Origin of the sequence: Pseudomonas sp. NBB, assembly GCF_032701105.1 — a bacterium.
In the GTDB taxonomy this organism is placed as follows: Bacteria; Pseudomonadota; Gammaproteobacteria; order Pseudomonadales; family Pseudomonadaceae; genus Aquipseudomonas; species Aquipseudomonas asiatica.
Genome location: NZ_CP103994.1, coordinates 1,599,499 through 1,621,576 on the forward strand (window position 1 = coordinate 1,599,499; position 22,078 = coordinate 1,621,576).

Here is a 22,078-nt window from a genome sequence, read left to right on the forward strand (position 1 = left end):
CGGGGGTGTTCGTCATGGTGGTTGTGCTGACTACTCGATCGAGCGCCTTCGCACACAACCCAAGACCCGCGCCTGCCAGCCCCTCACTTCAATACCTCTCCATCTTCCATCGCAAACGCTCCGATTCGGATATTTCCTACACACTGAGCAGTGGCGCTTCAGGGTGCAGCGCCCTATGCTTCCACCCCCACCGCACCCAAGTCGTTCAGCGAGGTTAGCCTTGCCGCAGGTCAGTGGCAGGCCACCTTCAGTCGACAGCCCATGGCGCACCGGTACTTTGTAAGTCGAGTACTGCGTACGACCTATGTATACTGCGGTATGGAACCAAGAGAGCGCGGCTGGAACTGCCCGCGTGACCCCTATTGAACATACATGCCCGCACGGCACTATCGGAGTTGGTTAAGTCGCATGAAAGCAATCGTTACTGGGATTACTGGTCAAGATGGTGCCTACCTGGCCGAACTGCTGCTGGAAAAAGGCTATACAGTCTATGGCACCTATCGCCGTACCAGCTCGGTTAACTTCTGGCGCATCGAGGAGTTGGGCATCCACACCAACCCCAACCTGCACCTGGTCGAGTACGACCTCACCGACCTGTCTGCCAGCATCCGCCTGCTGCAAACCACCGAAGCTACCGAGGTCTACAACCTCGCTGCGCAAAGCTTTGTCGGTGTGTCGTTCGAGCAGCCGCTGACCACCGCCGAAATTACCGGCCTGGGTGCAGTCAACCTGCTCGAAGCCATTCGCATCGTCAACCCGAAGGCGCGTTTCTACCAGGCGTCGACTTCGGAAATGTTCGGCAAGGTCCAGGAAATTCCGCAGGTCGAAACTACCCCGTTCTACCCGCGTAGCCCTTACGGTGTGGCCAAGCTCTATGCCCACTGGATGACCATCAACTACCGCGAGTCGTACAACATCTTCGCCACCAGCGGTATCCTGTTCAACCACGAGTCGCCATTGCGTGGCCGTGAGTTTGTCACCCGCAAAATCACCGACTCCGTTGCCAAAATCAAGCTGGGCCTGCTCGACAAGCTGGAACTGGGCAACCTTGACGCCAAGCGCGACTGGGGCTTCGCCAAAGAATACGTTGAAGGCATGTGGCGCATGCTGCAGGCAGAGGTGCCAGACACCTTCGTGCTGGCCACCAACCGTACCGAAACCGTGCGCGACTTCGTCACCATGGCATTCAAGGCTGCCGGTATTGAAATCACCTGGGCCGGCAAGGACGAGGCCGAGCAAGGCACCTGTGCAGCCACTGGCAAAGTGCTGGTTGTCATCAACCCGAAATTCTACCGGCCGGCCGAAGTCGAGCTGCTCATCGGCAACCCGGAAAAGGCCAAGCAGGTACTGGGCTGGGAACCGAAGACCAACCTCGAAGAACTCTGCCGCATGATGGTCGAAGCCGACTTGCGTCGTAACGAAAAAGGGTTCTCGTTCTGATGCAAAAGGCCAGCAAACGCGCGCTGATTACTGGTATTCACGGGTTCACTGGCCGCTACATGGCGGCCGAGTTGCGGGCCGGTGGTTATGAAGTGTTCGGAACAGGCAGCCAGCCATTGCAGGCGCCTGACTACCGCCAGGTTGACCTGACCGATGGGCCGGGCCTGTGCGCGTTGCTGGCCGAACTGCAGCCGGATGTGGTCGTGCATCTGGCTGCCATTGCTTTTGTCGGGCATGGTGCAGCTGACGCGTTCTACCAGGTCAACCTGATAGGCACGCGCAACTTGCTCGAAGCCATCGCTGGCTGCGGCAAAACGCCTGAGTGCGTGCTGATTGCCAGCAGTGCCAATGTGTATGGCAACGTTTCCGAAGGGATGCTGGACGAACAGACTCCGCCAGCGCCGGCCAATGATTACGCGGTCAGCAAGTTGGCCATGGAGTACATGGCGCGGCTGTGGTGCGACCGGCTGCCTATCGTTATCACGCGTCCCTTCAATTACACTGGTGTTGGCCAGGCAGACAACTTTTTGCTGCCCAAGATCGTTTCGCACTTCCGCCGCAAGGCCGATGTCATCGAGCTTGGCAACCTGGACGTATGGCGCGATTTCAGTGACGTGCGCGCGGTTGTCCGGGCCTATCGTGGCCTGATCGAAGCCCGCCCGCTGGGGCAAACGGTAAACGTCAGCTCCGGGCACACCCACTCGCTTCGCGAAGTCATCGCCAAATGCACGGCCATTACCGGGCATCAGCTGCACGTGCAGGTGAACCAGGCCTTTGTCCGCGCCAACGAGGTAAAAACCCTGTGTGGCGACAATGGCAAGCTGCGCGCACTGGTGCCTGGCTGGCAAACGCCCTCGCTGGATGAAACGCTAGGTTGGATGCTTGCTGATCAATGAAGCTCATCCTTTCTGTCGAGTCGGTCCGCTTCCCGCTGACCGGCATCGGGCGCTACACCTATGAATTGGCTTCGCGGCTGCAGCACGCTGCTGAAATCAGCGATTTGCGGCTGTTCGCCGGGCGCAGGTTCTTGCCCGAGTTGCTCAAGCCTTCGGACCAGTCCGATGCGGTGCACGGCCTTAAGCGTTTTGTGCAGAAGAACGCCTTGGCTGTGGAAGCGTATCGCCGGCTAATGCCCTTTTTGCGCAAGCGCGCCCTGCGTGGGCATGAAGACTTCATCTACCACAGCACCAATTTTTACCTGCCACCATTTGCGGGGCCCAGGGTAGCGACCTTCCACGATTTGTCGCCGTTTACCTGGGCGCATTGCCATACGCCGCAAATTGCTCGTTACTTGCAAAAAGAGCTTAGGCAAAGCCTTGAACGTGCAGATGCCCTGATCACCGTTTCGCACTGCATGCGGCAGGAACTGGCGGACTATTTCAATTGGCCCCTGCAACGCATTCACGCGGTACCTCTGGCCAGTTCACCGCAGTTTCACCCGCGCAGCCCGGATGCACTGCGCCCAGCCCTGGCCCGCCATGGCCTGGAACCGGGCGGCTATAGCCTGTTTGTCGGGACCATCGAGCCGCGCAAGAACATCGAAACCCTGCTGGATGCCTATGGTCGCCTGCCGCTAGCGCTTCGCCAGCGTTGGCCATTGATTCTCAGCGGCTACCATGGCTGGCGCAGCGAGGCTATCCACAGCCGTATTGCCCAGGCGCAGCAGCAAGGCTGGGCGCGTTACCTCGGTTTCGTTGCCAGTGAAGACCTGCCTTTGCTGTTCGCCGGGGCACGCCTGTTTACGTTCCCTTCGCATTACGAAGGCTTTGGCTTGCCTGTACTCGAAGCCATGAGTTCCGGGGTGCCTGTGGTGTGCTCCAACAGCTCGTCGCTCCCGGAGGTAGCAGGCCCGGCAGCGCTGATGTGCGCACCTGATGATGTAGAGGGGCTGAGTGCATTGTTGGGTCAGGGGCTGGAGGATGAAGCCTGGCGGGCTGGTGCGGTGCAGCAGGGCCTGTTGCATGCCGGTGGCTTCTCGTGGGAGCGCTGTGCACAGGCCACCGTTGAGGTCTACAAATCGGTCAGGGAACGATGATCAAGGTTCTGCATTTTTTCAAAACGTACTACCCAGACTCCATGGGGGGCATCGAGCAGGTCATTTTCCAGATTGCGGAAGGTACCCGCGCCCATGGCGTGCAGTCAGAGGTGCTTTATCTGAGTGCGCGCGGCGCTGCGCGTAACGAGGCAGTGGCCAATCATCTGACGCACCGTTCAAGGCTTGACTTGCATGTGGCTTCCACGGGGTTTTCGCTGTCGGCCATGAAGGACTTTGCCGAACTGGCTCGCCAGGCTGACATTGTCCATTACCACTTCCCGTGGCCATACATGGATCTGGTGCATTTCATTACGCGGCTTAAAAATCCTACGGTGGTCAGTTACCATTCGGACATCATCAAGCAAAAGTGGCTGCTGAAGCTCTACCAGCCATTGATGCACAGCTTTTTTACCAGCGTGGACCGCGTGGTGGCATCTTCGCCCAATTACGCGGCGCATAGCCCGGTGTTGACCCGCTTCCAGGACAAGGTTTCGATCATTCCCTATGGCCTGGACCGGGCGACTTACCCGAAGGTCAGCGCCGAGAAGCTGGCGTACTGGCGTGGGCGCCTGGGTGAGCGGTTCTTTCTGTTTGTGGGGGCCTTGCGTTACTACAAGGGCCTGGACTTCCTGCTGGAGGCCGCGTGCATTAATCGCTTGCCGGTAGTGATCCTGGGCGGCGGCTTCCTTGAGGCGCAACTCCGGCAGCAGGCGGCAGCGTTGGGCCTGGGCAACGTGCACTTTCTGGGTGGCCTGGCGGATGAGGACAAGGCAGCGCTGCTGCAGTTGTGCTACGGCTTCGTGTTCCCCTCGCATTTACGGTCAGAATCGTTCGGCATCTCGCTGCTTGAGGCCGCGATGTATGGCAAGCCGCTGATCTCCTGCGAGATGGGCTCGGGTACGACCTTCATCAACCTGGCTGACCAGACCGGCCTGGTGGTGCCGCCCAGGGATGCCGCAGCATTGGCGCAGGCCATGCAACGCTTGTGGGATGAGCCTGCCATGGCACAGGCGATGGGGGCCAAGGCGTTGCAACGTTATGAGGAAGTATTTACCGCTTCGGCCATGGCCGGTGCGTATGCCGATCTCTACCGTAGCCTGTTGTAGACAACCGGTCTGCGTTTTCAGGCCACGAACGCTGTTCGTCACTGCTGCCGCAGGCGTTTCTGTTTGATCAGTCGCTCATGCGTTGTTCTATGAGGGTGGCCCTGCGCCGCGAGACGGGCACGAAGCGGCCTGTGTGAATTGAGATCGAGCCCATGGACACACGCACAATACTTGTTACAGGCGCTAGCGGCTTTGTCGGTGGCGCGCTGTGTCGCCAGCTGGCCACCTCGGGCAGTTTCGCTGTCCGGGCTGCATTGCGCCACCCTGACGCGGCCACCGTGGCCGGTGTTCAGGCGGTGGCCGTGGCAGACCTGAGCGCCACCACCGACTGGGCGCGGGCATTGGCAGGGGTCGACGTGGTGGTGCATGCCGCAGCCCGTGTACATGTAATGAAGGAAACCGCCAGCGATAGCTTGGCCGAGTTCCGCCGGGTGAATGTCGACGGCAGCCTCAACCTTGCCCGCCAGGCTGCGGCGGCAGGCGTGCGGCGCTTTGTTTTCATCAGTTCGATCAAGGTCAATGGCGAATTCAGCCAGCCAGGGCAGCCGCTGCGTGCCGATGATAGCCCCGCACCTCAGGACGCCTACGGGGTGTCCAAGCACGAGGCGGAGCAGGGGCTGCGCCAGCTGGCGGCCGCTACGGGCATGGAAGTTGTGGTGATTCGCCCGGTGCTGGTCTACGGGCCAGGCGTCAAGGCCAATTTCCACAGTATGATGCGCTGGCTGCAGCGTGGCGTGCCCTTGCCGTTCGGTGCAGTTTGCAACCGTCGCAGCTTGGTCTCGCTGGCTAACCTGGTCGACCTGATCATTACCTGCATTGATCATCCTCGCGCTGCCAACCAAACCTTCCTGGCCAGCGACGGCGACGATGTCTCGCTGACCCAGCTGCTACGTGCACTGGGCCTTGCGCTCGGGCGGCCCGCCCGGCTGCTGCCTGTCCCCGCAGGCCTGTTGCGCGGCGCGGCGCTGCTGGTTGGCCGGCGAGACCTTGCCCAGCGGCTGTTTGGCTCGCTGCAGGTAGACATTACAAAAAACCGGCAATTGCTCGGCTGGTGCCCCCCTTGCACATTGGAACAAGGACTGAACATGACCGCTCGATCTTTTCTGGATGCGCGCCGCCCATGATATGGCTGATTGTGCTGGCAGCTGTTGCCTCGTGCTTGATGACCGCCGTGCTGCGCCGCTATGCGCTGTCCCGTAGCCTGTTGGACATCCCTAATGCGCGTAGCTCGCATACCCTGCCAACCCCGCGAGGCGGCGGCCTGGCTTTTGTGGTCGCCTTCCTGGCTGCGCTGCTGGGCCTGGGGTGGGGCGGGTACGTTGCTCCGGCAGTGCTGGCCAGTGTGTTGGGAGCAGGGGGGCTGGTTGCGCTGATAGGCTTCATGGACGACCACGGGCACATCGCCGCACGTTGGCGGCTGCTCGGGCATTTTGCGGCGGCCGCCTGGGGGCTCGCCTGGCTTGGGGGGATGCCGCCGCTCAGCGTTTTCGGTCTGTCGCTGGCGCCGTTCTGGTTGGGTATCGCCATCGGCTTGCTGTATTTGGTATGGCTGCTCAACTTGTACAACTTCATGGATGGCATCGATGGCATCGCCAGTATCGAGGCCATCTGCGTGTGCATGGGCGGGAGCCTGCTCTACTGGCTCACGGGTCATGCCGAGGCAGCCTGGCTGCCGATGTTACTGGCGGCCACTGTGGCGGGCTTCCTGTGCTGGAATTTCCCTCCCGCGCGTATTTTCATGGGCGACGCCGGCAGTGGCTTTCTGGGTATCGTGCTAGGGCTGCTGGCATTAGTGGCAGGGTGGGTAAACCCGCTACTATTCTGGGGGTGGTTAATACTTTCGGGTGTATTTGTAGTGGATGCCACGTTCACCCTGGGGCGGCGACTGCTGCGTGGTGAAAAGGTTTACCAGGCGCATCGCAGCCATGCTTATCAGTATGCGGCTCGCCGGCATGGTCACCATCGCCCGGTGAGCCTGGCCGTGGCGGCTATCAACCTGGTCTGGCTATTACCGGTGGCCCTGGCGGTAGTGTTGTTGAACCTCGATGGCGCGCTGGGAACCCTGATCGCTTATGTGCCTCTGATATGGCTGGCCATCACCTATCAGGCAGGGAAACCAGAATAGGATGGCCAAGCACGCAAGGCATCGTACAGGGCTTGGCCCGCAGTGGGGCGCCATGCTCCGGTTGTTCAATCGAGGTCCTTTTGCGCTGAGGAGAGCCGAATGAGCGACACAAAAAACAGCAGGGTGCGTGAGTACCTGGTTAACCTGTCCAGGCGGAAAAAGCGTCTTGTGCAAGTGTGCGCCGACGTGGTGCTGATCTGGTTGGCGTTATGGTTGTCCTTTATCGTGCGCCTGGGCATCGATGAAATGTACAACCCGGTCATCAAGCACGCCTGGTTGTTCGTGGTTGCACCCGTGGTAGCCATTCCGCTGTTCATTCGCTTTGGCATGTACCGGGCGGTGATGCGCTACTTCGGCAATGACGCCTTGGTGACCATCATCAAGGCCGTTACCCTTTCATCGCTTATTCTGGCTGTGGTTGTGTACTGGTACAGCAACCATCAGGTAATCGTGCCGCGCTCGATCATCTTCAACTATTGGTGGTTGAGCATGGTCATCATTGGTGGTTTACGCCTGATCATGCGCCAGTACTTCCTGGGCGACTGGTTTACTGGTGCCCATCAGATACCCTTTGCCAACCGCGATGATGGCCTGGTCAAGGTAGCCATCTATGGTGCAGGCACCGCCGGCAACCAGCTGCTGGCAGCGTTGCGCATGGGGCGGGCGATGCGCCCGGTGGCGTTTATCGATGACGACAGTGACCTTGCCAACCGGGTCATTTCCGGTTTGCAGGTGTACAAGCCCAAGCATCTGCCGCAGATGATCAAGGAAACCGGCGCACAGGAAATCCTCCTCGCCCTACCTTCGGTATCGCGCGCCCGACGCAAGGAGATTCTTGCCTTGCTCGAACCGTACCCGTTGCACGTGCGCAGCGTGCCGGCCTTTGCCGACCTGGCAAGTGGCCGGGTCAAGGTGGACGACATTCAAGATGTGGATATTGCCGATTTGCTTGGGCGTGACCCGGTACCCGCCAAGGAAGGGTTGCTCGAGCGCTGCATCCACAAGCAGACGGTGTTGGTCACCGGGGCCGGTGGCTCCATAGGTTCCGAACTTTGCCGTCAGATCATCGGGCTTGGGCCAACGACATTGCTGCTGTTCGACCACAGCGAGTACAACCTTTACGCCATCCTCAGCGAGCTGGAGCAGCGCGTTGCGCGCGAGTCGCTGTCGGTGCGCCTGCTGCCGATACTGGGGTCGGTACGCAATCAGCAGCACCTGGCCGACGTGATGTCCACTTGGCGGGTAGCCACTGTGTATCACGCGGCAGCCTACAAACATGTGCCCATGGTTGAGCACAACATGGCCGAAGGCATTCTGAATAATGTGTTCGGCACGTTGTGCACCGCACAGGCTGCCCTGCAATCAGGGGTCGCCAACTTCGTGCTTATCTCCACGGACAAAGCGGTGCGCCCAACCAACGTCATGGGTGGTACCAAACGTCTTTCCGAGTTGATTCTGCAAGCACTAAGCCGCGAGGCGGCACCCGTCATGTACGGTGACAGCAGCAAGATCGCCCGGGTGAACAATACCCGCTTCACCATGGTGCGCTTTGGCAATGTGCTGGGCTCCTCTGGCTCAGTGATCCCGTTGTTCCACAAGCAGATCAAGGCTGGTGGCCCGATTACGGTTACCCACCCAAAGATTACCCGCTATTTCATGACTATCCCCGAAGCCGCTCAGCTGGTGGTTCAGGCAGGGGCGATGGGGCAGGGCGGTGATGTATTTGTTCTGGATATGGGGGAGCCGGTAAAAATTGTAGAGCTGGCCGAAAAAATGATTCATCTTTCGGGCCTCAGCGTCCGTAGCTCAGGCAACCCCAGCGGTGATATCGCTATTGAATTCACGGGGCTACGCCCAGGTGAAAAGCTTTTTGAAGAATTGTTGATTGGCGATGATGTTTCCCCGACCGTTCACCCGATGATCATGGTAGCGAATGAAGACTATGTAAGCTGGGACGTCTTGCGTGAGCGTATTACCGTGTTACTGAATGCAGTGGCAGTGGATGACTTTGGCCGTATCCGTCAACTGTTGCGTGAATTAGTGAACGGGTATGCACCAGAAGGGGAAATTGTCGACTGGATCTACCTACAGCAGCGGCAGGACCGTTGATGCCGAGCCCGGTTGAAACATAATTTTTTTATTTTGAGTTGAAGAGTGAAGATGAACCATCTTGATATCGCCAAAGAAGCCCTCGTTGCCCAGGCCCAGGCGGTCGCCAAACTAGCGGATCGTCTTGATGGTCAATTCCAAAGCGCCGTCGATTTGATTCTATCCTGTGAAGGGCGGACCGTAGTTTGTGGTATGGGTAAATCCGGCCTTATTGGAAAAAAAATGGTCGCTACTTTTGCCTCCACCGGTACGCCTAGTTTTTTCCTGCACCCGGCAGAGGCTTTTCACGGCGACTTGGGGATGCTCAAGCCCGTTGATGTGCTGATTTTGATAAGTTACAGTGGCGAAACTGAAGAGCTGATCAAGTTGATTCCCAGCCTCAAGTCATTTGGCAATAAATTTATTGCGATGACCGGGAGCGGCAACTCCACACTGGCTAAACACGCAGACATCTGGCTTGATATTTCGGTGGATCGCGAAGTTTGCCCAAATAACCTGGCGCCTACCACGTCCACATTGGCCACCATGGCCATGGGGGATGCGCTGGCAGTGGCTTTGATAACCGCGAATCAGTTCAAACCGATGGACTTTGCCCGTTACCATCCCGGCGGAAGCCTTGGTCGAAAATTGTTGACTCGCGTAGCTGACGTCATGCACTCGCCGGCACCGATTGTTTCGCCAGCGAGCAGTTTTCAAGACTGCCTGCTGATGATGACGCAAAGCCGGCTTGGCTTAGCCATGGTGATGGAGGGTAATGAACTTGTCGGTATTGTAACGGATGGCGACCTGCGCCGTGCCTTGTTAAAAGATAACCAGGTTATTCATGCCTCAGTCACTGAGTTCATGACGCTGAACCCACACACCATTAAAGCGGATTGCCGCGTGTCGGCCGCGGAAGCTTACATGCTGGAAAACAAAATCCGTGCGTTGGCGGTGGTCGACGATTGCGGGGCTATTGTTGGCGTCGTCGAGATTTTTGACGGCAATCCCGTAGTGTGAAACAGCCGGTAATTATCGTTGCCGGAGTGGGCAGCCGCTTCTTGTCCAGAAGCGCCTGCCCACCGTCACAGTTTAGGCGATCGTCAATTGCGGGAATGATTTAACCAGATCATCCAGCGCTTTGATTTGCGCCAGGAAGGGTTCCAGCTTGTCCAATGGCAGCGCGCTTGGGCCATCACACTTGGCCTGATCAGGGTTTGGGTGGGCTTCCAGGAACAGGCCAGCCAACCCGACGCCCATGCCGGCACGTGCCAGCTCTACCACCTGCTCGCGCCGACCGCCAGAAGCCGCGCCGGATGGGTCGCGATTCTGCAGGGCATGAGTGACGTCAAAGATGATCGGCAGATCTTGGCAAGTACGCTTCATGACGCCGAAGCCAAGCATGTCCACGATCAGGTTGTCGTAGCCCATGCAAGTGCCCCTGTCGCACAGGATCAACTGATCATTACCCGCTTCCTTGAACTTGTGCACGATGTTCTGCATCTGCAAAGGGCTGAGGAATTGGGGCTTTTTGATGTTCACCGGCTTGCCGGTTTTGGCCAATGCAACAACCAGGTCTGTTTGACGGGCGAGGAAGGCCGGCAGCTGCAGCACATCGACGACTTCCGCCACCGGGGCGGCTTGGTAGATTTCGTGAACGTCGGTGATGATCGGCACGCCAAATTCTGCCTTCACCTTTTCAAAGATCCGCAGCCCTTCTTCCATTCCAGGGCCACGGTAGGAATGGATCGAGGAGCGGTTGGCTTTATCAAAGCTGGCTTTGAACACGTACGGGATGCCCAGCTTCTGCGTGACGCGCACGTATTCCGCGCAGGCGGTCAGGGCCAGGTCTTCAGACTCGAGGACGTTGATGCCGCCGAATAACACAAAAGGAGCCGAGTTGGAGCATTCGATTGTGGAGTTGATCTTGATCATTTTTTACTCGATAGGTCCTTAGGGGCAACCCGCAGGACATGGCAAAGGGATAATAGTCAGCGCGCCCTTGCTAACCGTGGTTGTGCCGATTCTGCAATTTTTCTGCTGCCTTTTGAGCATGACGAGGCTGCCAGGCGTTTGTGAGTGGTATTTCGCGCGCGTGAATGCGGCTTTTCCCTTTCTTGCGCATGGGCATTGCCTATAATGTCGCCGACGTGGAACCTGACAACGATTGATAGGTTCTGGCTTTACCCGTATCAAGGATCTTTTTGCAATGGCGTTCTACCGTACACCTCACGATGTCACTGCTCTGCCAGCCTGGAAGGCGCTTAAGCAACACCGCGAAGTCATGCAAGGCTTCAGCATGTCCGAAGCCTTTGCCGCCGATGCCAAGCGCTTCGACCAGTTCTCCCTTAGCGCTTGCGGTCTGTTCCTCGACTATTCGAAAAACCTGATTACCGAACAAAGCCGCGACCTGCTGGTCAACCTGGCCAATGAAGTGAGTCTGCAGGACGCCATCCAGTCGATGTTCAGCGGCGAAATCATCAACGCCTCCGAAGGCCGCCCGGTACTGCATACCGCCTTGCGCCGGCCCGTAGGTGACAAACTCAGCGTCAACGGCGTGAACGTCATGCCGGAAGTGCACAAGGTACTCAACCAGATCACCGAACTGGTCGGTCGCATCCACGACGGCCTGTGGCGCGGCTACAACGAAAAGCCGATCACCGATGTGGTCAACATCGGCATCGGCGGCTCGTTCCTCGGCCCCGAGCTGGTCTCCGAAGCGCTGCTGCCCTACGCCCAACGCGGCGTACGCTGCCACTACCTGGCCAACATCGACGGCAGCGAGTTCCACGAGCTGTCGGCCAACCTGCGCGCCGAAACCACCCTGTTCATCGTCTCGTCGAAGTCGTTCAACACCCTCGAGACCCTGAAAAACGCCATGGCCGCGCGTACCTGGTACCTGGCCCAGGGCGGCTCGGAAGCCGAGCTGTACCGCCACTTCATTGCGGTCTCCAGCAACAAGGACGCTGCCGTGGCCTTCGGCATCCGTGAAGAGAACATCTTCCCGATGTGGGACTGGGTGGGTGGCCGCTACTCGCTTTGGTCGGCCATCGGCCTGCCAATCGCCCTGGCCATCGGCACCGCCAACTTCAAGGAGCTGCTGTCCGGTGCCTACACCATGGACCAGCACTTCCAGACCGCGCCGTTCGACAAGAACATGCCGGTGCTGCTGGCCCTGCTGGGCGTGTGGTACGGCAATTTCTGGGGCGCCAGCAGCCACGCGATCCTGCCCTACGACCATTACCTGCGTAACATCACCAAGCACCTGCAGCAGCTGGACATGGAGTCCAACGGCAAGAGCGTGCTGCAGGATGGCACCCCGGTTAAAACCGATACTGGCCCGGTAATCTGGGGTGGCGTCGGCTGTAACGGCCAGCACGCCTACCACCAGTTGCTGCACCAGGGCACCCAGCTGATTCCGGCCGACTTCATCGTGCCGGTCGTAAGCTTCAACCCGGTGGCCGACCATCACCAGTGGCTGTACGCCAACTGCCTGTCGCAGAGCCAGGCGCTGATGCTGGGTAAAACCCGCGAAGAAGCCGAAGCCGAACTGCGTGGCAAAGGCCTGAACGAAGCGGACATCGAAAAGCTGGCCCCGCACAAGGTGATCCCGGGCAACCGCCCGAGCAACACCCTGGTGGTCGAGCGCATCAGCCCGCGCCGTCTGGGCGCGTTGGTGGCGATGTACGAGCACAAGGTGTTCGTGCAGAGCGTGGTCTGGGGTATCAACGCCTTTGACCAGTGGGGCGTGGAACTTGGCAAGGAACTGGGCAAGGGCGTTTACCAGCGCTTGGTCGGCAGCCTGGAAGACAGCGCTGAAGATGGCTCTACCCAAGGCCTGATCAATTACTTCCGAGGGAAACACCGGGGCTGACCCTGATCAGGACTTGTTCGGCACGAAGGGGCTCGCGAGCGGTGCTGGTGGTCGACGGGAACGCTAGCGCATCATGGTAGTGAAAGGCAGGCTCACCCCTCGACACAGAGGTGGTACAGTCAAGGGGTAGTTAGTTCGCAGATTTTGTCATCCATCCTGGTGCCAATGCTCCTGGATGGGCCTCAGTCCCAGTTGTTGCTCGAGGATCTGAATGTACAATGCATTTCTGCTACTTGCTGTATTTGCCCTTACCGGATGCGCAGCGTCCTCGGAAATGAAGACGGTGCGAGGCAAGACAGGTGTTCACATCAACTGTTCAGGCCTATCTTCGTCATGGGACCGCTGTTACCAGAAAGCTGAGACCGCCTGCAGTACACGAGGGTACCGCGTCGTAGCGCGCTCCGGTGATACCGAGGAGGAGGCTGGGGACTTTCTGTTCGGTATCAATCCTGCCGGATTCACTAGCCGAAGCATGATAGTTATCTGTAAGTGATGAGCGCATCATCACCCTGAGCGCTCGAAGGTATCGCAGCGCTCGGTCATATTCGTGACCCTTAGGCTCCAAAGCGTGCGCCACTTCGTTTACACTGCTTGACCATTTCGAATTGCCAACAGACACGTGCCCGTGCGCCTGTCCGGGGCCCCTGCAGGGCTGGCCTGAGCAAGTTGAGCCTGCGCTGTGCCGGGTCAGGGTTGGCAGCCAGATCGCAAAGCTGGCCTGGGCGCGCGGTGCGGTCCTGGTAGAAATTTCGTAACTGAGTGCCAAATGGCCAGTAAACAAAGGCGCTTTGCGAAAAACGTGATGTTCACAACCCTGTGTTACGGTATCACCGTATAGGTAGCCAGTGAACCTCACCCCTTCTATCGAGAAAGTCAGATGTCAAGCGATGTATTCGTCGAATCCCCGGCCCAGCGCTGGGGGAGGAAGATAAACAGCTACGTTCTACCTTTGGGTTGGTTGGTGATGCTCACCGGGATGTTTTGGGCGGGGGAGCGCTCCCTTTACCACAAACTGTTCTACATCCTGCTCGCCGCGCCTACGCTTGTGGCATTGCTGCTGCAGCCAGGCATGCTCAAGAAGCTGTTGTGCAATCCTTTGTTCATCGCATTTTTGGTGTTTTGTGCCTATACGATGCTGAGCATTGCCTGGTCCGACTCGCAGAATGCTACCGGCAGCTTGTTGAAGCGACCCCTTTACATTGCGATGCTGCTGCTGTCGGCGGGTGTCATAAGTCTGCAGGCGCCGGCCCATCTTCAGCAGAGCGTGCGCCTTGCTGCCACAGTGGTGGCGTTGGCTGCAGCCATTTACCTGGGCTACTTCCTGATGTACCAGCTGCCAGCCGGCGCTGGTCGTCTGGAGGGTTATGGGGCGCTGTATAATCCGCTACTAACCGCTCATGTGCTTGGTGCCTTCGCCGCCGTTTGGCTGGTGTACTGGTTTCAGGCCAAGCGCACACTAGACCCGATGTCGCTAATCTGTCTGGGAGTGTTGGGTTTGGCGATCCTTGCCACAGGTTCCAGGACACCGTTGGTGGGCATGACTGCCGCGTTGGGTTGGCTGGTCATTGTGGGTGATCGCAAGCGCGGCTTTCTGGCGCTGGCAGCAGTGGTGATCGCACTGCTGGGTGTGGTGCTGGCATACCCGGAAGCCATCACTCAGCGTGGCGTTTCTTATCGTCCAGCCATTTGGCTGGAGGCCCTGCGCCAGATCGCTGAACACCCTTGGTTGGGTCATGGTTACGACTCGCCCATGACTGTAATTATTCCGGGGCTTGCGCAAACACTTGCCGACCCTCATAACATCGAGCTCGGTGTGCTGTACGCAGGCGGAGTGGTTGGTTTGGTTTTATGGATGGCGATTTACAGCTTGGCCATTCACTTCTGCTGGAAATACCGCAAGCATCCGGGCGTTACCTTGGCGGCAACCTGGCTGATCTTCGGTTTTGCCTCGGGCCTGACTGAAGGGAGTGCATTCATGTCACGCCCGAAGGAGCACTGGTTCCTGATCTGGATCCCGTTGGCCTTGGTCTATGGGCAGTCACTGGTCCACTGGAGGCGTCGCCAGGCTGCTTAGGACCAGATCAATCGCCATATGCCGCGCAGGGTCTTCCGGTTCCAGTATTTGAGAGGGATTTCCGAAAGGATTTCCCGGCTCAGTGCCTTGTCGCGGTTGGCGTACTTCAGCAGCATGGAGTTACGGAACTTCATGCACACCTGCTCATATTGCGGATGGTCGCTGAACACGGCAAAGGTGCGCAGCACGTTATCCACCATGAAGCGGCCATTCTTGAAGGTGTTCGTCGGGTGGTCACGGTACTGTGCCAGTACCTCGCCCAGCACGTCGATGAAGTAACCGGCCCGTGCGATCGACAACTCGATATAGACGTCTTCCAGCCGGATATCCTGATTGAAGCCACCCACCTTGTTCAGCGCCTCGCGGCGCAGCATCAAGGTGGCTGCCATAGGCCCCGGCTTGCGGTCCAGAAATAGGTCGTCGAAGTCCAAACGGCGGAAGGGTAGGTTGCGGTTGCGCTGTTCGCGGGCGCCCATCACCTTGCCGTCTTGGTCGATGGTTTCAATGTTGGCTGAGCAAATGCCCACTACGGGCTTGCCGTTCATGTATTCCACCTGGGTGGCGATACGGTGCGGCAGCATGATGTCGTCGGAGCCAAAAGGCACGATGAGGTCGCCTTTGGCTCGCGCGATCGCTTCGTTGAGGGTGCGCGCCAAACCCTGGTTTGCCTGAAAACGAAGGTTGAAATGGTGCTTTTCCTGAAGTCGCTTGAGCACTGCAGGGCTGTCATCCTTGGAGCCGTCGTCAATTACCAGGAGTTCGATGTTCTTGTAGGTCTGGTTGACGACACTGTTGATACTTGCTTCGATATAGCGCGCATGGTTATAAGACGCGATGATCACTGTCACCAACGGAGTTTCGCTAACGGCGTGATTCTCGGAACACATTTCAAATCCTTAGCTTTAACCCGTTTTTTCTGGCGCTTTGATGCAGACCGCCTGATTGCTCAGGCCGGGAGTGACGGCAAATTGAATGGTTTACTCAGGCTATGGCCATTCTAAAGGAAGGGGCAACTTTGTGATACGGTCAGCACGTTGGCACGCGCCAGCGGGTGGCCAGTCCATCCAGCACAGGGCAAGATCGGCCCAGGCAAACGGCTGGCCATGATGACCTACCAGCAGCTTTTGAGTACCCCATGAGTGAAGATTTTACGGCGCTTCAGGCGCCCGACATCCTCATGCTTGGCAAGCGCATACACGCGGTCGAACGCGGAGCGCTCCACGTCCGGGAAGTATTTGGCCAATGCACATTCGACCGCTGCATCGAAGTCAGCTTCCGTGATGTATCGGTAAATCTCCCGGAAGTAGAAAAATCCGAACTGGAAGCCTAGGGTTTCGCTGAAAAAATTGCTTGGCTCTGAGAAGCTGTTTTCCAGGTCAATTGCCTTCGCTTTACCTTGTTTCGGCATCATCACGTTAGCTGCCCATAGGTCCATATGAGTGATGCCCAGGCAGTGCAGATCGAACAGCAGCTCGAAGGTTGCCGCCATAACCTCGTGTACAGCTTCAGGGGCGTTGCGGATTCTGGCCAGCCCGTCCTCATGCTCCCCGAGCAACTCAGTTATCAGGAAGAAGTCCTGCATCAGACCGAATTTGGAGCGGCTGTAACCGTAGCCGACCAGCCTTGGCACCCGCGCACCACGACGAGAGGCTTCATGGGTATTGATCAGCTCCTCTAGGGACCAGTCATACAAGCCATTGCGCTTAGGTCTGCCACGCTGAACGCGCAGCCTCTTTTTAAGGGAGTCGAGTTTCTCGCGTTTTGTGAACAACTGGCTACGCTCGCAGCAGAGCGGGGCGCTCACCCGTTTGGCAGTTGGTGTCTGCGCGATCAGCTGTTCTAGGGCTTGCCGAGTGTAAGGGGCAACGGGGCCCTGAAGGTGCAGGGTGCCGCTGCCATGGCGCAATGTAAAAGGGAATTCGTTTTGCCAGATCTTTGAATCGCCAATCACGCGTCAACCTTGTAATATCAAAAAGCTACTCTTTCAATGGATCCAATGTTACAGGACTTTCACATTTTTCCTACAAGTTCTTAACGCTTTATGGCTTGCGTTTTTTTGCGGACTGGGGTGGGGGATCTCTGCCTGGGAGAAGGGCCACTTCCATAGCAGGCCACTCTGGTGTAGGGGCGGTCTACCCGCGAAAGGGTGGGGCTGCTGGCCGGTTTCTATCGGGCATGTGGTGTTGTCGGTGCGGGCGTATTCGCTGGTGAACCCGCTCCTACCAAAAAGCTCGGTAGGCGAGGTAGGGCCTCGCCTGGCTTGGAGGCGCGCGTTTTAGTGGCGCTTGTTCTCTCACGGACAAAGGTGGCAGCCATTGCGCGGGGTGAGAAACCGATGCACTGAAAACCGGCCAAGCCGAAGCTTGCCCGCGAATGGCTGCCATTGAACAGTCGAGCAGCAGTGCTTGTCAGGTTCTCACACCCGGTCACCAACATGGCGACCCGGTGACGTTATCCTTAGGGCATTTCCCCGACAATTCAGCTGCTTCTGACTGGTGTGTAGGATAGTTCGCCTGGTTATCCGAGTTGAAGGGGGGGGCTAGGTTTCAGGAAAGTCTGACGGGGTGGGCATACTGTGAGGCGGAAGGCGAATGCCCCTGCGCGCCCGGGCAAATGTCTTCGCTGCGATCGCCGACCGTTGTAGGAGCAGGTTTATCGACGCGTCGAACCGCCGCGAAAGGCCCGCGCCTGCTGGCCAGCTTCTACCGTGCATGTGGTGGTGTTGGTGCGGACGCATTCGCGGGTGAACCCGCCCCCACAACGGTTGGCGCATCTGTGATTTGTGCCAGAGTGCCCTTGGGGTCTAAAGCGGCCTGTCACGAACAGGCCTTGATACTTAATGTGTGGCGGCAGGTGTTTAGCGCCTCACAGGATCGTTGGGGTGAAATGTTCAGGTGAGGGTTGCCTTCCTGCCTCTGGCCAACACTGCGTATCGCATCAAGCATCTCTTCTTTCATGCTCCAGCCCGAAGCTCTGCTCAAGTCGTGTGACGAGATCATCAAGGCTTCCTCGCAGGCCGAGGTCTTTCAAGTTCACCTCTTCCTTTGCCAATAGTGTCAAGAACACCTGCAAATCAGCCAAAATACTTTCGCTCAACTCTATATGCTCTCCTGTCAGCAGGCCTGACAGAAAATCCCAGAATTGCGGCACAAACTGAGCATCCAGGGCCTCGAATATCAGAACAATATCGAGATCCTTGGTAGCTCTGAAGTCGCGGCTTCATCCCTGGTGAGCGCGGATGCCACCCCCCCGATCAAGACGTAGCGGTCTTTGTATTCGGCGAAATGCCTCGCAAACAGCTCTAATCCTCTGACGCTAGCCGTGTAACCTGCTCCTTGAGTTCATTCAAAAAATAAGGTTACAGGAGGTTCTGTCGATGATGAGCCACGGTCTCACAGGCGCTGCATCACGCACCTGCAAACGCCGCCAGCGCTTCGCGAATGCGCGCGCACGCCTTGCCATCACCATACGGGTTATGCGCAACACTCATCTCGCGGTACACCGCCTCGTCGGTCAGCAGGGTACTCAGCGCCCCCACAATTGATGCCACTTCTGTCCCCACCAACTTGACCGTACCCGCCGCCACAGCTTCGGGCCGTTCGGTGGTGTCGCGCATCACCAGCACCGGTTTGCCCAGCGCGGGCGCTTCTTCCTGAATGCCCCCCGAGTCGGTCAGGATCACGTACGCGCGGGTCATCAGGTACACGAACGGCAGGTAATCCAGTGGCTCGATCAGGTGGATGTTGCGCACATCCCCCAGCAGCCGGTTGACCGGCTCACGCACGTTGGGGTTGAGGTGTACCGGGTACACCACGTCCACTTCGGGGAATTGCCGCGCAATCTGCACCAGGGCCTGGCAGATGCGTTCAAAGCCGCCACCAAAGTTCTCGCGTCGGTGGCCGGTGACCAGCAACAGCCGACGGTTAGCGGCCAGGTAGCTGAAGTGGCTGGCGAAACGGGCGTTCAGCGCCGGGCTTTGCAGCTTTTGCTCTACCTGCAGCAGGGCGTCGATCACGGTGTTGCCGGTGGTAAAGATGCGCGCGGGGTCGGTGCCTTCGCGCAGCAGGTTGTCGCGTGAGGTGCTGGTGGGGGCAAAGTGCAGCGCGGCCAGGGCGCCGGTGAGGCGCCGGTTGCCTTCTTCGGGCCAGGGTGAATAAAGGTTGTTGGTGCGCAGGCCGGCTTCTACGTGGGCAATGGGGATTTGCTGGTAGTAAGCCGCCAGGCTGGTGGCAAAAGTGGTGGCGGTGTCGCCGTGCACCAGCACCACGTCGGGCTTGAATTCGGCCAGCACGGGCTGGATGCCTTGCAGGATGGTTGTGGTAACGCTGGTCAGGTCCTGGCCGGCTTTCATGATGTTCAGGTCGTAGTCGGGGCGGATGCCGAACAGCTCCAGCACCTGGTCGAGCATTTGCCGGTGTTGGCCGGTGACGCATACACGGGCATCGAAGCGGTTGTCCTGGGCCAGTTGCAGGGCTAGCGGGGCCATCTTGATGGCTTCCGGGCGGGTACCGAAAACAGTCAGGGTCTTGAGGGGCACGGCGGTGATCCTCTTGCTCGGGTCCTTGAGCACGGCGGTTTCCATTGCTCAAGAAATCTAGCAGGCGGGCAGTGGGGTGCCAGTTTGCTGGGGGGTGTTTGCCGGCCGGCGGGTGGGGTGGTTTGCGTGGCGGGCCTTGTTCGGCGGGCGCTGTGGGAAATTGGCAATACATGGGTAGGTAGGGGTTATCGGATAAACGGGGATTTGCCTACGCGTACAGGGCCAAGGGCTTGAGCTGCCGGGGCTTGGGCCGGCGGCGGTGAAAAGGGCGCTGGTTGTGAGTGGGCGAAGCAGGTCGTTTTGCTGACCGATTCGGTAACCATTCGCCAGGGCTGGTGGGTGTTTTGCGGGCGGGTTAATCGCTAGGGTTGTTTGCGCAGCCGAAGGAAAACGGCTGCTGGAAAATGACCAACCCAAGGAGTGTTGACCATGCGAAATAACGTTCTGTCGTACCTGCTGCTGCCGCTGTTCGCCAGTTTGTCCTTCTCCCTAAGCGCCGCCCCGGCCAGTACCACAACAGTGGCCGAGCCGGTGCCAGTGGTGGCCCAGGTGCAGGCCCAGCAGGCGCCGCGGCTGGACCTGAACACGGCGGATGCACTGACCCTGCAGAAGGAGCTTAACGGCATCGGCAAGGCCAAGGCCGAGGCGATCGTGGCCTACCGCGAGGCCAATGGGCCGTTTGCTTCGGTGGATGAACTGCTGGAGATCAAGGGCATCGGGAATGCGCTGCTGGAGCGTAATCGGGATAAGGTGATGGTGGAGTAAGCGGGGAGGGGCCGGGGTGATGCCCTGGCCCGGCCTTTTCAGGGGCCGGAGATGTTAAGGCTTTGATCAGCGAGATACGCCTGGCTAGCATCAAGTTGATCAAAAAAAAAAGCAGCACCTATCATGTGCAAGAGGAAACCCGCGACAGGAGGCGGATATGACGGTAAAAGCCGCAGCCCCTAAGAAGGTGGTTGCCAAGCGCAAGAAGACCGACAAGCAACTTACGCATGAAGACGTGCGTACCGCTGCGCGTGGTGGTGAATCTGCCTTCCGCTACTATGTCGAGAACGGAACGCTACCAGTCACTAAGTGAGCTTATTTGTCTGCAGTAAAGGTTTCTGACCTCTTCAAAGAGTCGACGGGGTGGTACGACTTTTTCATTGATTTTCATGATTACAAGCTCTGCGGTGACCTTCCTGACATTTTTGGACGGGACGAGGAGCTTGACCTCGCGGATATGTTCCACATTCATCTCGCTGCCACTGATGCAGTACAGGCGAAGTAGCGCGCTGCCAAGATGCAATTCAGGCGGACGACAGATCCGGGTCAACCGGAAGAGGATTTTTGGGTGGTTTATGCCTATGACCTGCTCCGGGATGAGTATCTGTTGCTGACAATCATGGGCCCGGATGCACATAGCAGAGAGCAATGGGGGGGCGTATCTGCGCAATATCCATGCAATTATTGTGGACCCATGGATCAAGGGGCAGGTTTCTTACACCGATCCAGATGAGGGCGAATGAAACTTACAGAAGAAGCCCCAGCCGCGTAAAGCCCTACGCGGGCATCTCCCGCGAATGTTGTCAAATAAGTATGTGGCACCGGCTAAGCCGGTGTTCGCGGGGCAAGCCCGCTCCCACATTGTGGTCGCTGTTTCCTGCGCAAACACAATGAGCAGCGCTGGGCCTTCTAGCGGTCTTGCGCGTCCTTGGCGTCCGCCTCGGCGTTGCGCTCATGTACCTTGCGCAGTTGCTCTTCGGTCAGCGGCAGTTTTTTTGCCGTATCGCGCAGCATCATCAACCCGCCGACGATGGAGCCGAGGGCTATGATGAGTATCAGCCAGGCATACCAGGGCATTGTCGTTCTCCTTTGATCGGGCCGTGGGCAACGCTTGTATGAAATTTGAGCGATTACCCGTTCCGTTGGTTCAATTATAGGTGTCAGCCCGTGCCGGGCCAATTCCGTGACCCGCGGGCCCCAAAGCCTGCGCCACTTCGTTTACAATGCGCGCCGTTTTCGACTTGCCAAGAGACCCTGCCCATGTCCGCCTGCCAGACGCCCCTGATCGTCGCCCTGGATTTCCCTACCCGTGAGGCCGCCCTGAAGCTGGCTGACCAGCTTGACCCTGCGCTGTGCCGGGTAAAGGTGGGCAAAGAGCTGTTCACCAGCAGCGCTTCGGGCATTGTCGAAACCCTGTGTGACAAGGGCTTCGAAGTGTTCCTGGACCTCAAGTTCCACGATATCCCCAACACCACGGCCATGGCGGTAAAAGCGGCGGCCGAGATGGGTGTGTGGATGGTCAACGTGCATTGCTCCGGTGGCCTGCGCATGATGGCGGCCTGCCGTGAAGAGCTGGCCAAGCGCAGCGGCCCGCAGCCGTTGCTGATTGGCGTTACCGTGCTGACCAGTATGGAGCGTGAAGACCTGGCCGGTATCGGCCTGGATGTCGACCCGCAAGAGCAGGTGCTGCGCCTGGCGGCATTGGCGCAAAAGGCCGGCATGGACGGCCTGGTGTGCTCGGCGCTGGAGGCCCCGGCATTGAAGGCGGCGCACCCGTCGCTGCAGTTGGTAACCCCGGGCATTCGCCCGGCGGGCAGCGCGCAGGATGACCAGCGCCGTATCCTCACCCCGCGCCAGGCATTGGATGCCGGTTCCGATTACCTGGTGATCGGCCGCCCGATCAGCCAGGCTGCCGACCCGGCGCAGGCGTTGGCGGCGGTGGTGGCGGAGATTCGGGGGTAACTAGCCCGGCGATGGAGAAAGGCCAGCACGCGAGCGCTGGCCTTTTTTTGTGGATAAAGCGGCGCTCAATCT

Annotated in this window: 20 protein-coding genes; 14 read left to right on the forward strand and 6 right to left on the reverse strand. The window is 58.6% G+C overall.

Annotated features, from left to right (window positions below):
* Positions 1-408 precede the first annotated feature (408 nt).
* The 8 genes from gmd (at position 409) to NY023_RS07485 (ending at position 9,814) form a co-directional block, all read left to right on the forward strand.
* Positions 409-1,440, forward strand: coding sequence for a GDP-mannose 4,6-dehydratase (gene gmd / locus NY023_RS07450; protein WP_013971481.1), 1,032 nt, complete (start codon positions 409-411; stop codon positions 1,438-1,440).
* Positions 1,440-2,336 (forward strand): GDP-mannose 4,6-dehydratase, encoded by an 897-nt coding sequence (locus NY023_RS07455; protein ID WP_013971482.1) that lies wholly within the window; start codon positions 1,440-1,442, stop codon positions 2,334-2,336. The genes gmd and NY023_RS07455 overlap by 1 nt, the downstream gene beginning before the upstream one ends.
* Positions 2,333-3,475, forward strand: coding sequence for a glycosyltransferase family 4 protein (locus tag NY023_RS07460; RefSeq protein WP_013971483.1), 1,143 nt, complete (start codon positions 2,333-2,335; stop codon positions 3,473-3,475). Before NY023_RS07455 ends, NY023_RS07460 begins: the two co-directional genes overlap by 4 nt.
* Complete coding sequence (locus NY023_RS07465; RefSeq protein WP_013971484.1) at positions 3,472-4,581, forward strand: glycosyltransferase family 4 protein; 1,110 nt, start codon at positions 3,472-3,474, stop codon at positions 4,579-4,581. Before NY023_RS07460 ends, NY023_RS07465 begins: the two co-directional genes overlap by 4 nt.
* A 152-nt stretch (positions 4,582-4,733) precedes the next feature.
* Positions 4,734-5,705, forward strand: coding sequence for a UDP-glucose 4-epimerase family protein (locus NY023_RS07470; RefSeq protein ID WP_013971485.1), 972 nt, complete (start codon positions 4,734-4,736; stop codon positions 5,703-5,705).
* Entirely contained in the window at positions 5,702-6,706 is a 1,005-nt protein-coding gene (locus tag NY023_RS07475) for an MraY family glycosyltransferase (RefSeq protein WP_044046909.1), read from the forward strand. The genes NY023_RS07470 and NY023_RS07475 overlap by 4 nt, the downstream gene beginning before the upstream one ends.
* Positions 6,707-6,805: 99 nt before the next feature.
* On the forward strand, positions 6,806-8,815 hold the full coding sequence (locus tag NY023_RS07480; RefSeq protein ID WP_044046910.1) for a polysaccharide biosynthesis protein: 2,010 nt from the start codon (positions 6,806-6,808) through the stop codon (positions 8,813-8,815).
* A 51-nt stretch (positions 8,816-8,866) separates the two neighbouring features.
* Positions 8,867-9,814 carry an SIS domain-containing protein gene (locus NY023_RS07485; protein WP_044046911.1) on the forward strand — a complete coding sequence of 316 codons (948 nt, stop codon included), beginning with the start codon at positions 8,867-8,869 and terminating at the stop codon, positions 9,812-9,814.
* Positions 9,815-9,886: 72 nt separating this feature from the next.
* Here NY023_RS07485 and kdsA read toward each other — a convergent pair whose 3' ends face one another.
* The gene (kdsA, locus tag NY023_RS07490; protein ID WP_013971489.1) at positions 9,887-10,729 is read right to left on the reverse strand and encodes a 3-deoxy-8-phosphooctulonate synthase; all 843 of its coding nucleotides are present in this window, start codon (positions 10,727-10,729) and stop codon (positions 9,887-9,889) included.
* A gap of 274 nt (positions 10,730-11,003) precedes the next feature.
* Between kdsA and pgi the strand changes: the two genes are divergently transcribed.
* The 3 genes from pgi (at position 11,004) to NY023_RS07505 (ending at position 14,742) form a co-directional block, all read left to right on the forward strand.
* Positions 11,004-12,668 (forward strand): glucose-6-phosphate isomerase, encoded by a 1,665-nt coding sequence (pgi, locus tag NY023_RS07495; protein WP_196184006.1) that lies wholly within the window; start codon positions 11,004-11,006, stop codon positions 12,666-12,668.
* A gap of 211 nt (positions 12,669-12,879) precedes the next feature.
* Positions 12,880-13,161 carry a hypothetical protein gene (locus NY023_RS07500; RefSeq protein ID WP_080563752.1) on the forward strand — a complete coding sequence of 94 codons (282 nt, stop codon included), beginning with the start codon at positions 12,880-12,882 and terminating at the stop codon, positions 13,159-13,161.
* Positions 13,162-13,545: 384 nt separating this feature from the next.
* Positions 13,546-14,742 carry an O-antigen ligase family protein gene (locus NY023_RS07505; protein WP_013971491.1) on the forward strand — a complete coding sequence of 399 codons (1,197 nt, stop codon included), beginning with the start codon at positions 13,546-13,548 and terminating at the stop codon, positions 14,740-14,742.
* Here the strand turns inward: NY023_RS07505 and NY023_RS07510 are convergent.
* The 4 genes from NY023_RS07510 to wecB form a co-directional block, all read right to left on the reverse strand.
* Positions 14,739-15,629 (reverse strand): glycosyltransferase family 2 protein, encoded by an 891-nt coding sequence (locus NY023_RS07510; RefSeq protein WP_044046912.1) that lies wholly within the window; start codon positions 15,627-15,629, stop codon positions 14,739-14,741. The two genes, NY023_RS07505 and NY023_RS07510, sit on opposite strands and share 4 nt — an antisense overlap.
* 224 nt (positions 15,630-15,853) lie before the next feature.
* The gene (locus NY023_RS07515) at positions 15,854-16,693 is read right to left on the reverse strand and encodes a lipopolysaccharide kinase InaA family protein (RefSeq protein WP_013971493.1); all 840 of its coding nucleotides are present in this window, start codon (positions 16,691-16,693) and stop codon (positions 15,854-15,856) included.
* A gap of 986 nt (positions 16,694-17,679) precedes the next feature.
* Positions 17,680-17,892: a hypothetical protein gene (locus NY023_RS07520; RefSeq protein ID WP_049798436.1), complete on the reverse strand. Its 213-nt coding sequence runs from the start codon at positions 17,890-17,892 to the stop codon at positions 17,680-17,682.
* A gap of 256 nt (positions 17,893-18,148) precedes the next feature.
* On the reverse strand, positions 18,149-19,279 hold the full coding sequence (gene wecB / locus NY023_RS07525; RefSeq protein WP_044047224.1) for a non-hydrolyzing UDP-N-acetylglucosamine 2-epimerase: 1,131 nt from the start codon (positions 19,277-19,279) through the stop codon (positions 18,149-18,151).
* 429 nt (positions 19,280-19,708) lie between these two features.
* Here wecB and NY023_RS07530 point away from each other — a divergent pair, with 429 nt between their 5' ends.
* Positions 19,709-20,044 (forward strand): ComEA family DNA-binding protein, encoded by a 336-nt coding sequence (locus NY023_RS07530; protein ID WP_044046913.1) that lies wholly within the window; start codon positions 19,709-19,711, stop codon positions 20,042-20,044.
* A 157-nt stretch (positions 20,045-20,201) separates the two neighbouring features.
* Positions 20,202-20,357, forward strand: a complete 156-nt coding sequence (locus NY023_RS07535) for a hypothetical protein (protein WP_193384128.1) — start codon at positions 20,202-20,204, stop codon at positions 20,355-20,357.
* Positions 20,358-20,953: 596 nt separating this feature from the next.
* Here NY023_RS07535 and NY023_RS07540 read toward each other — a convergent pair.
* Positions 20,954-21,121 carry a DUF2897 family protein gene (locus tag NY023_RS07540; protein ID WP_003252762.1) on the reverse strand — a complete coding sequence of 56 codons (168 nt, stop codon included), beginning with the start codon at positions 21,119-21,121 and terminating at the stop codon, positions 20,954-20,956.
* Between the two features lie 183 nt (positions 21,122-21,304).
* On the opposite strand from NY023_RS07540, the gene pyrF reads away from it, so the two are divergent.
* The gene (pyrF, locus tag NY023_RS07545) at positions 21,305-22,006 is read left to right on the forward strand and encodes an orotidine-5'-phosphate decarboxylase (RefSeq protein ID WP_012271070.1); all 702 of its coding nucleotides are present in this window, start codon (positions 21,305-21,307) and stop codon (positions 22,004-22,006) included.
* Positions 22,007-22,078 lie beyond the last annotated feature (72 nt).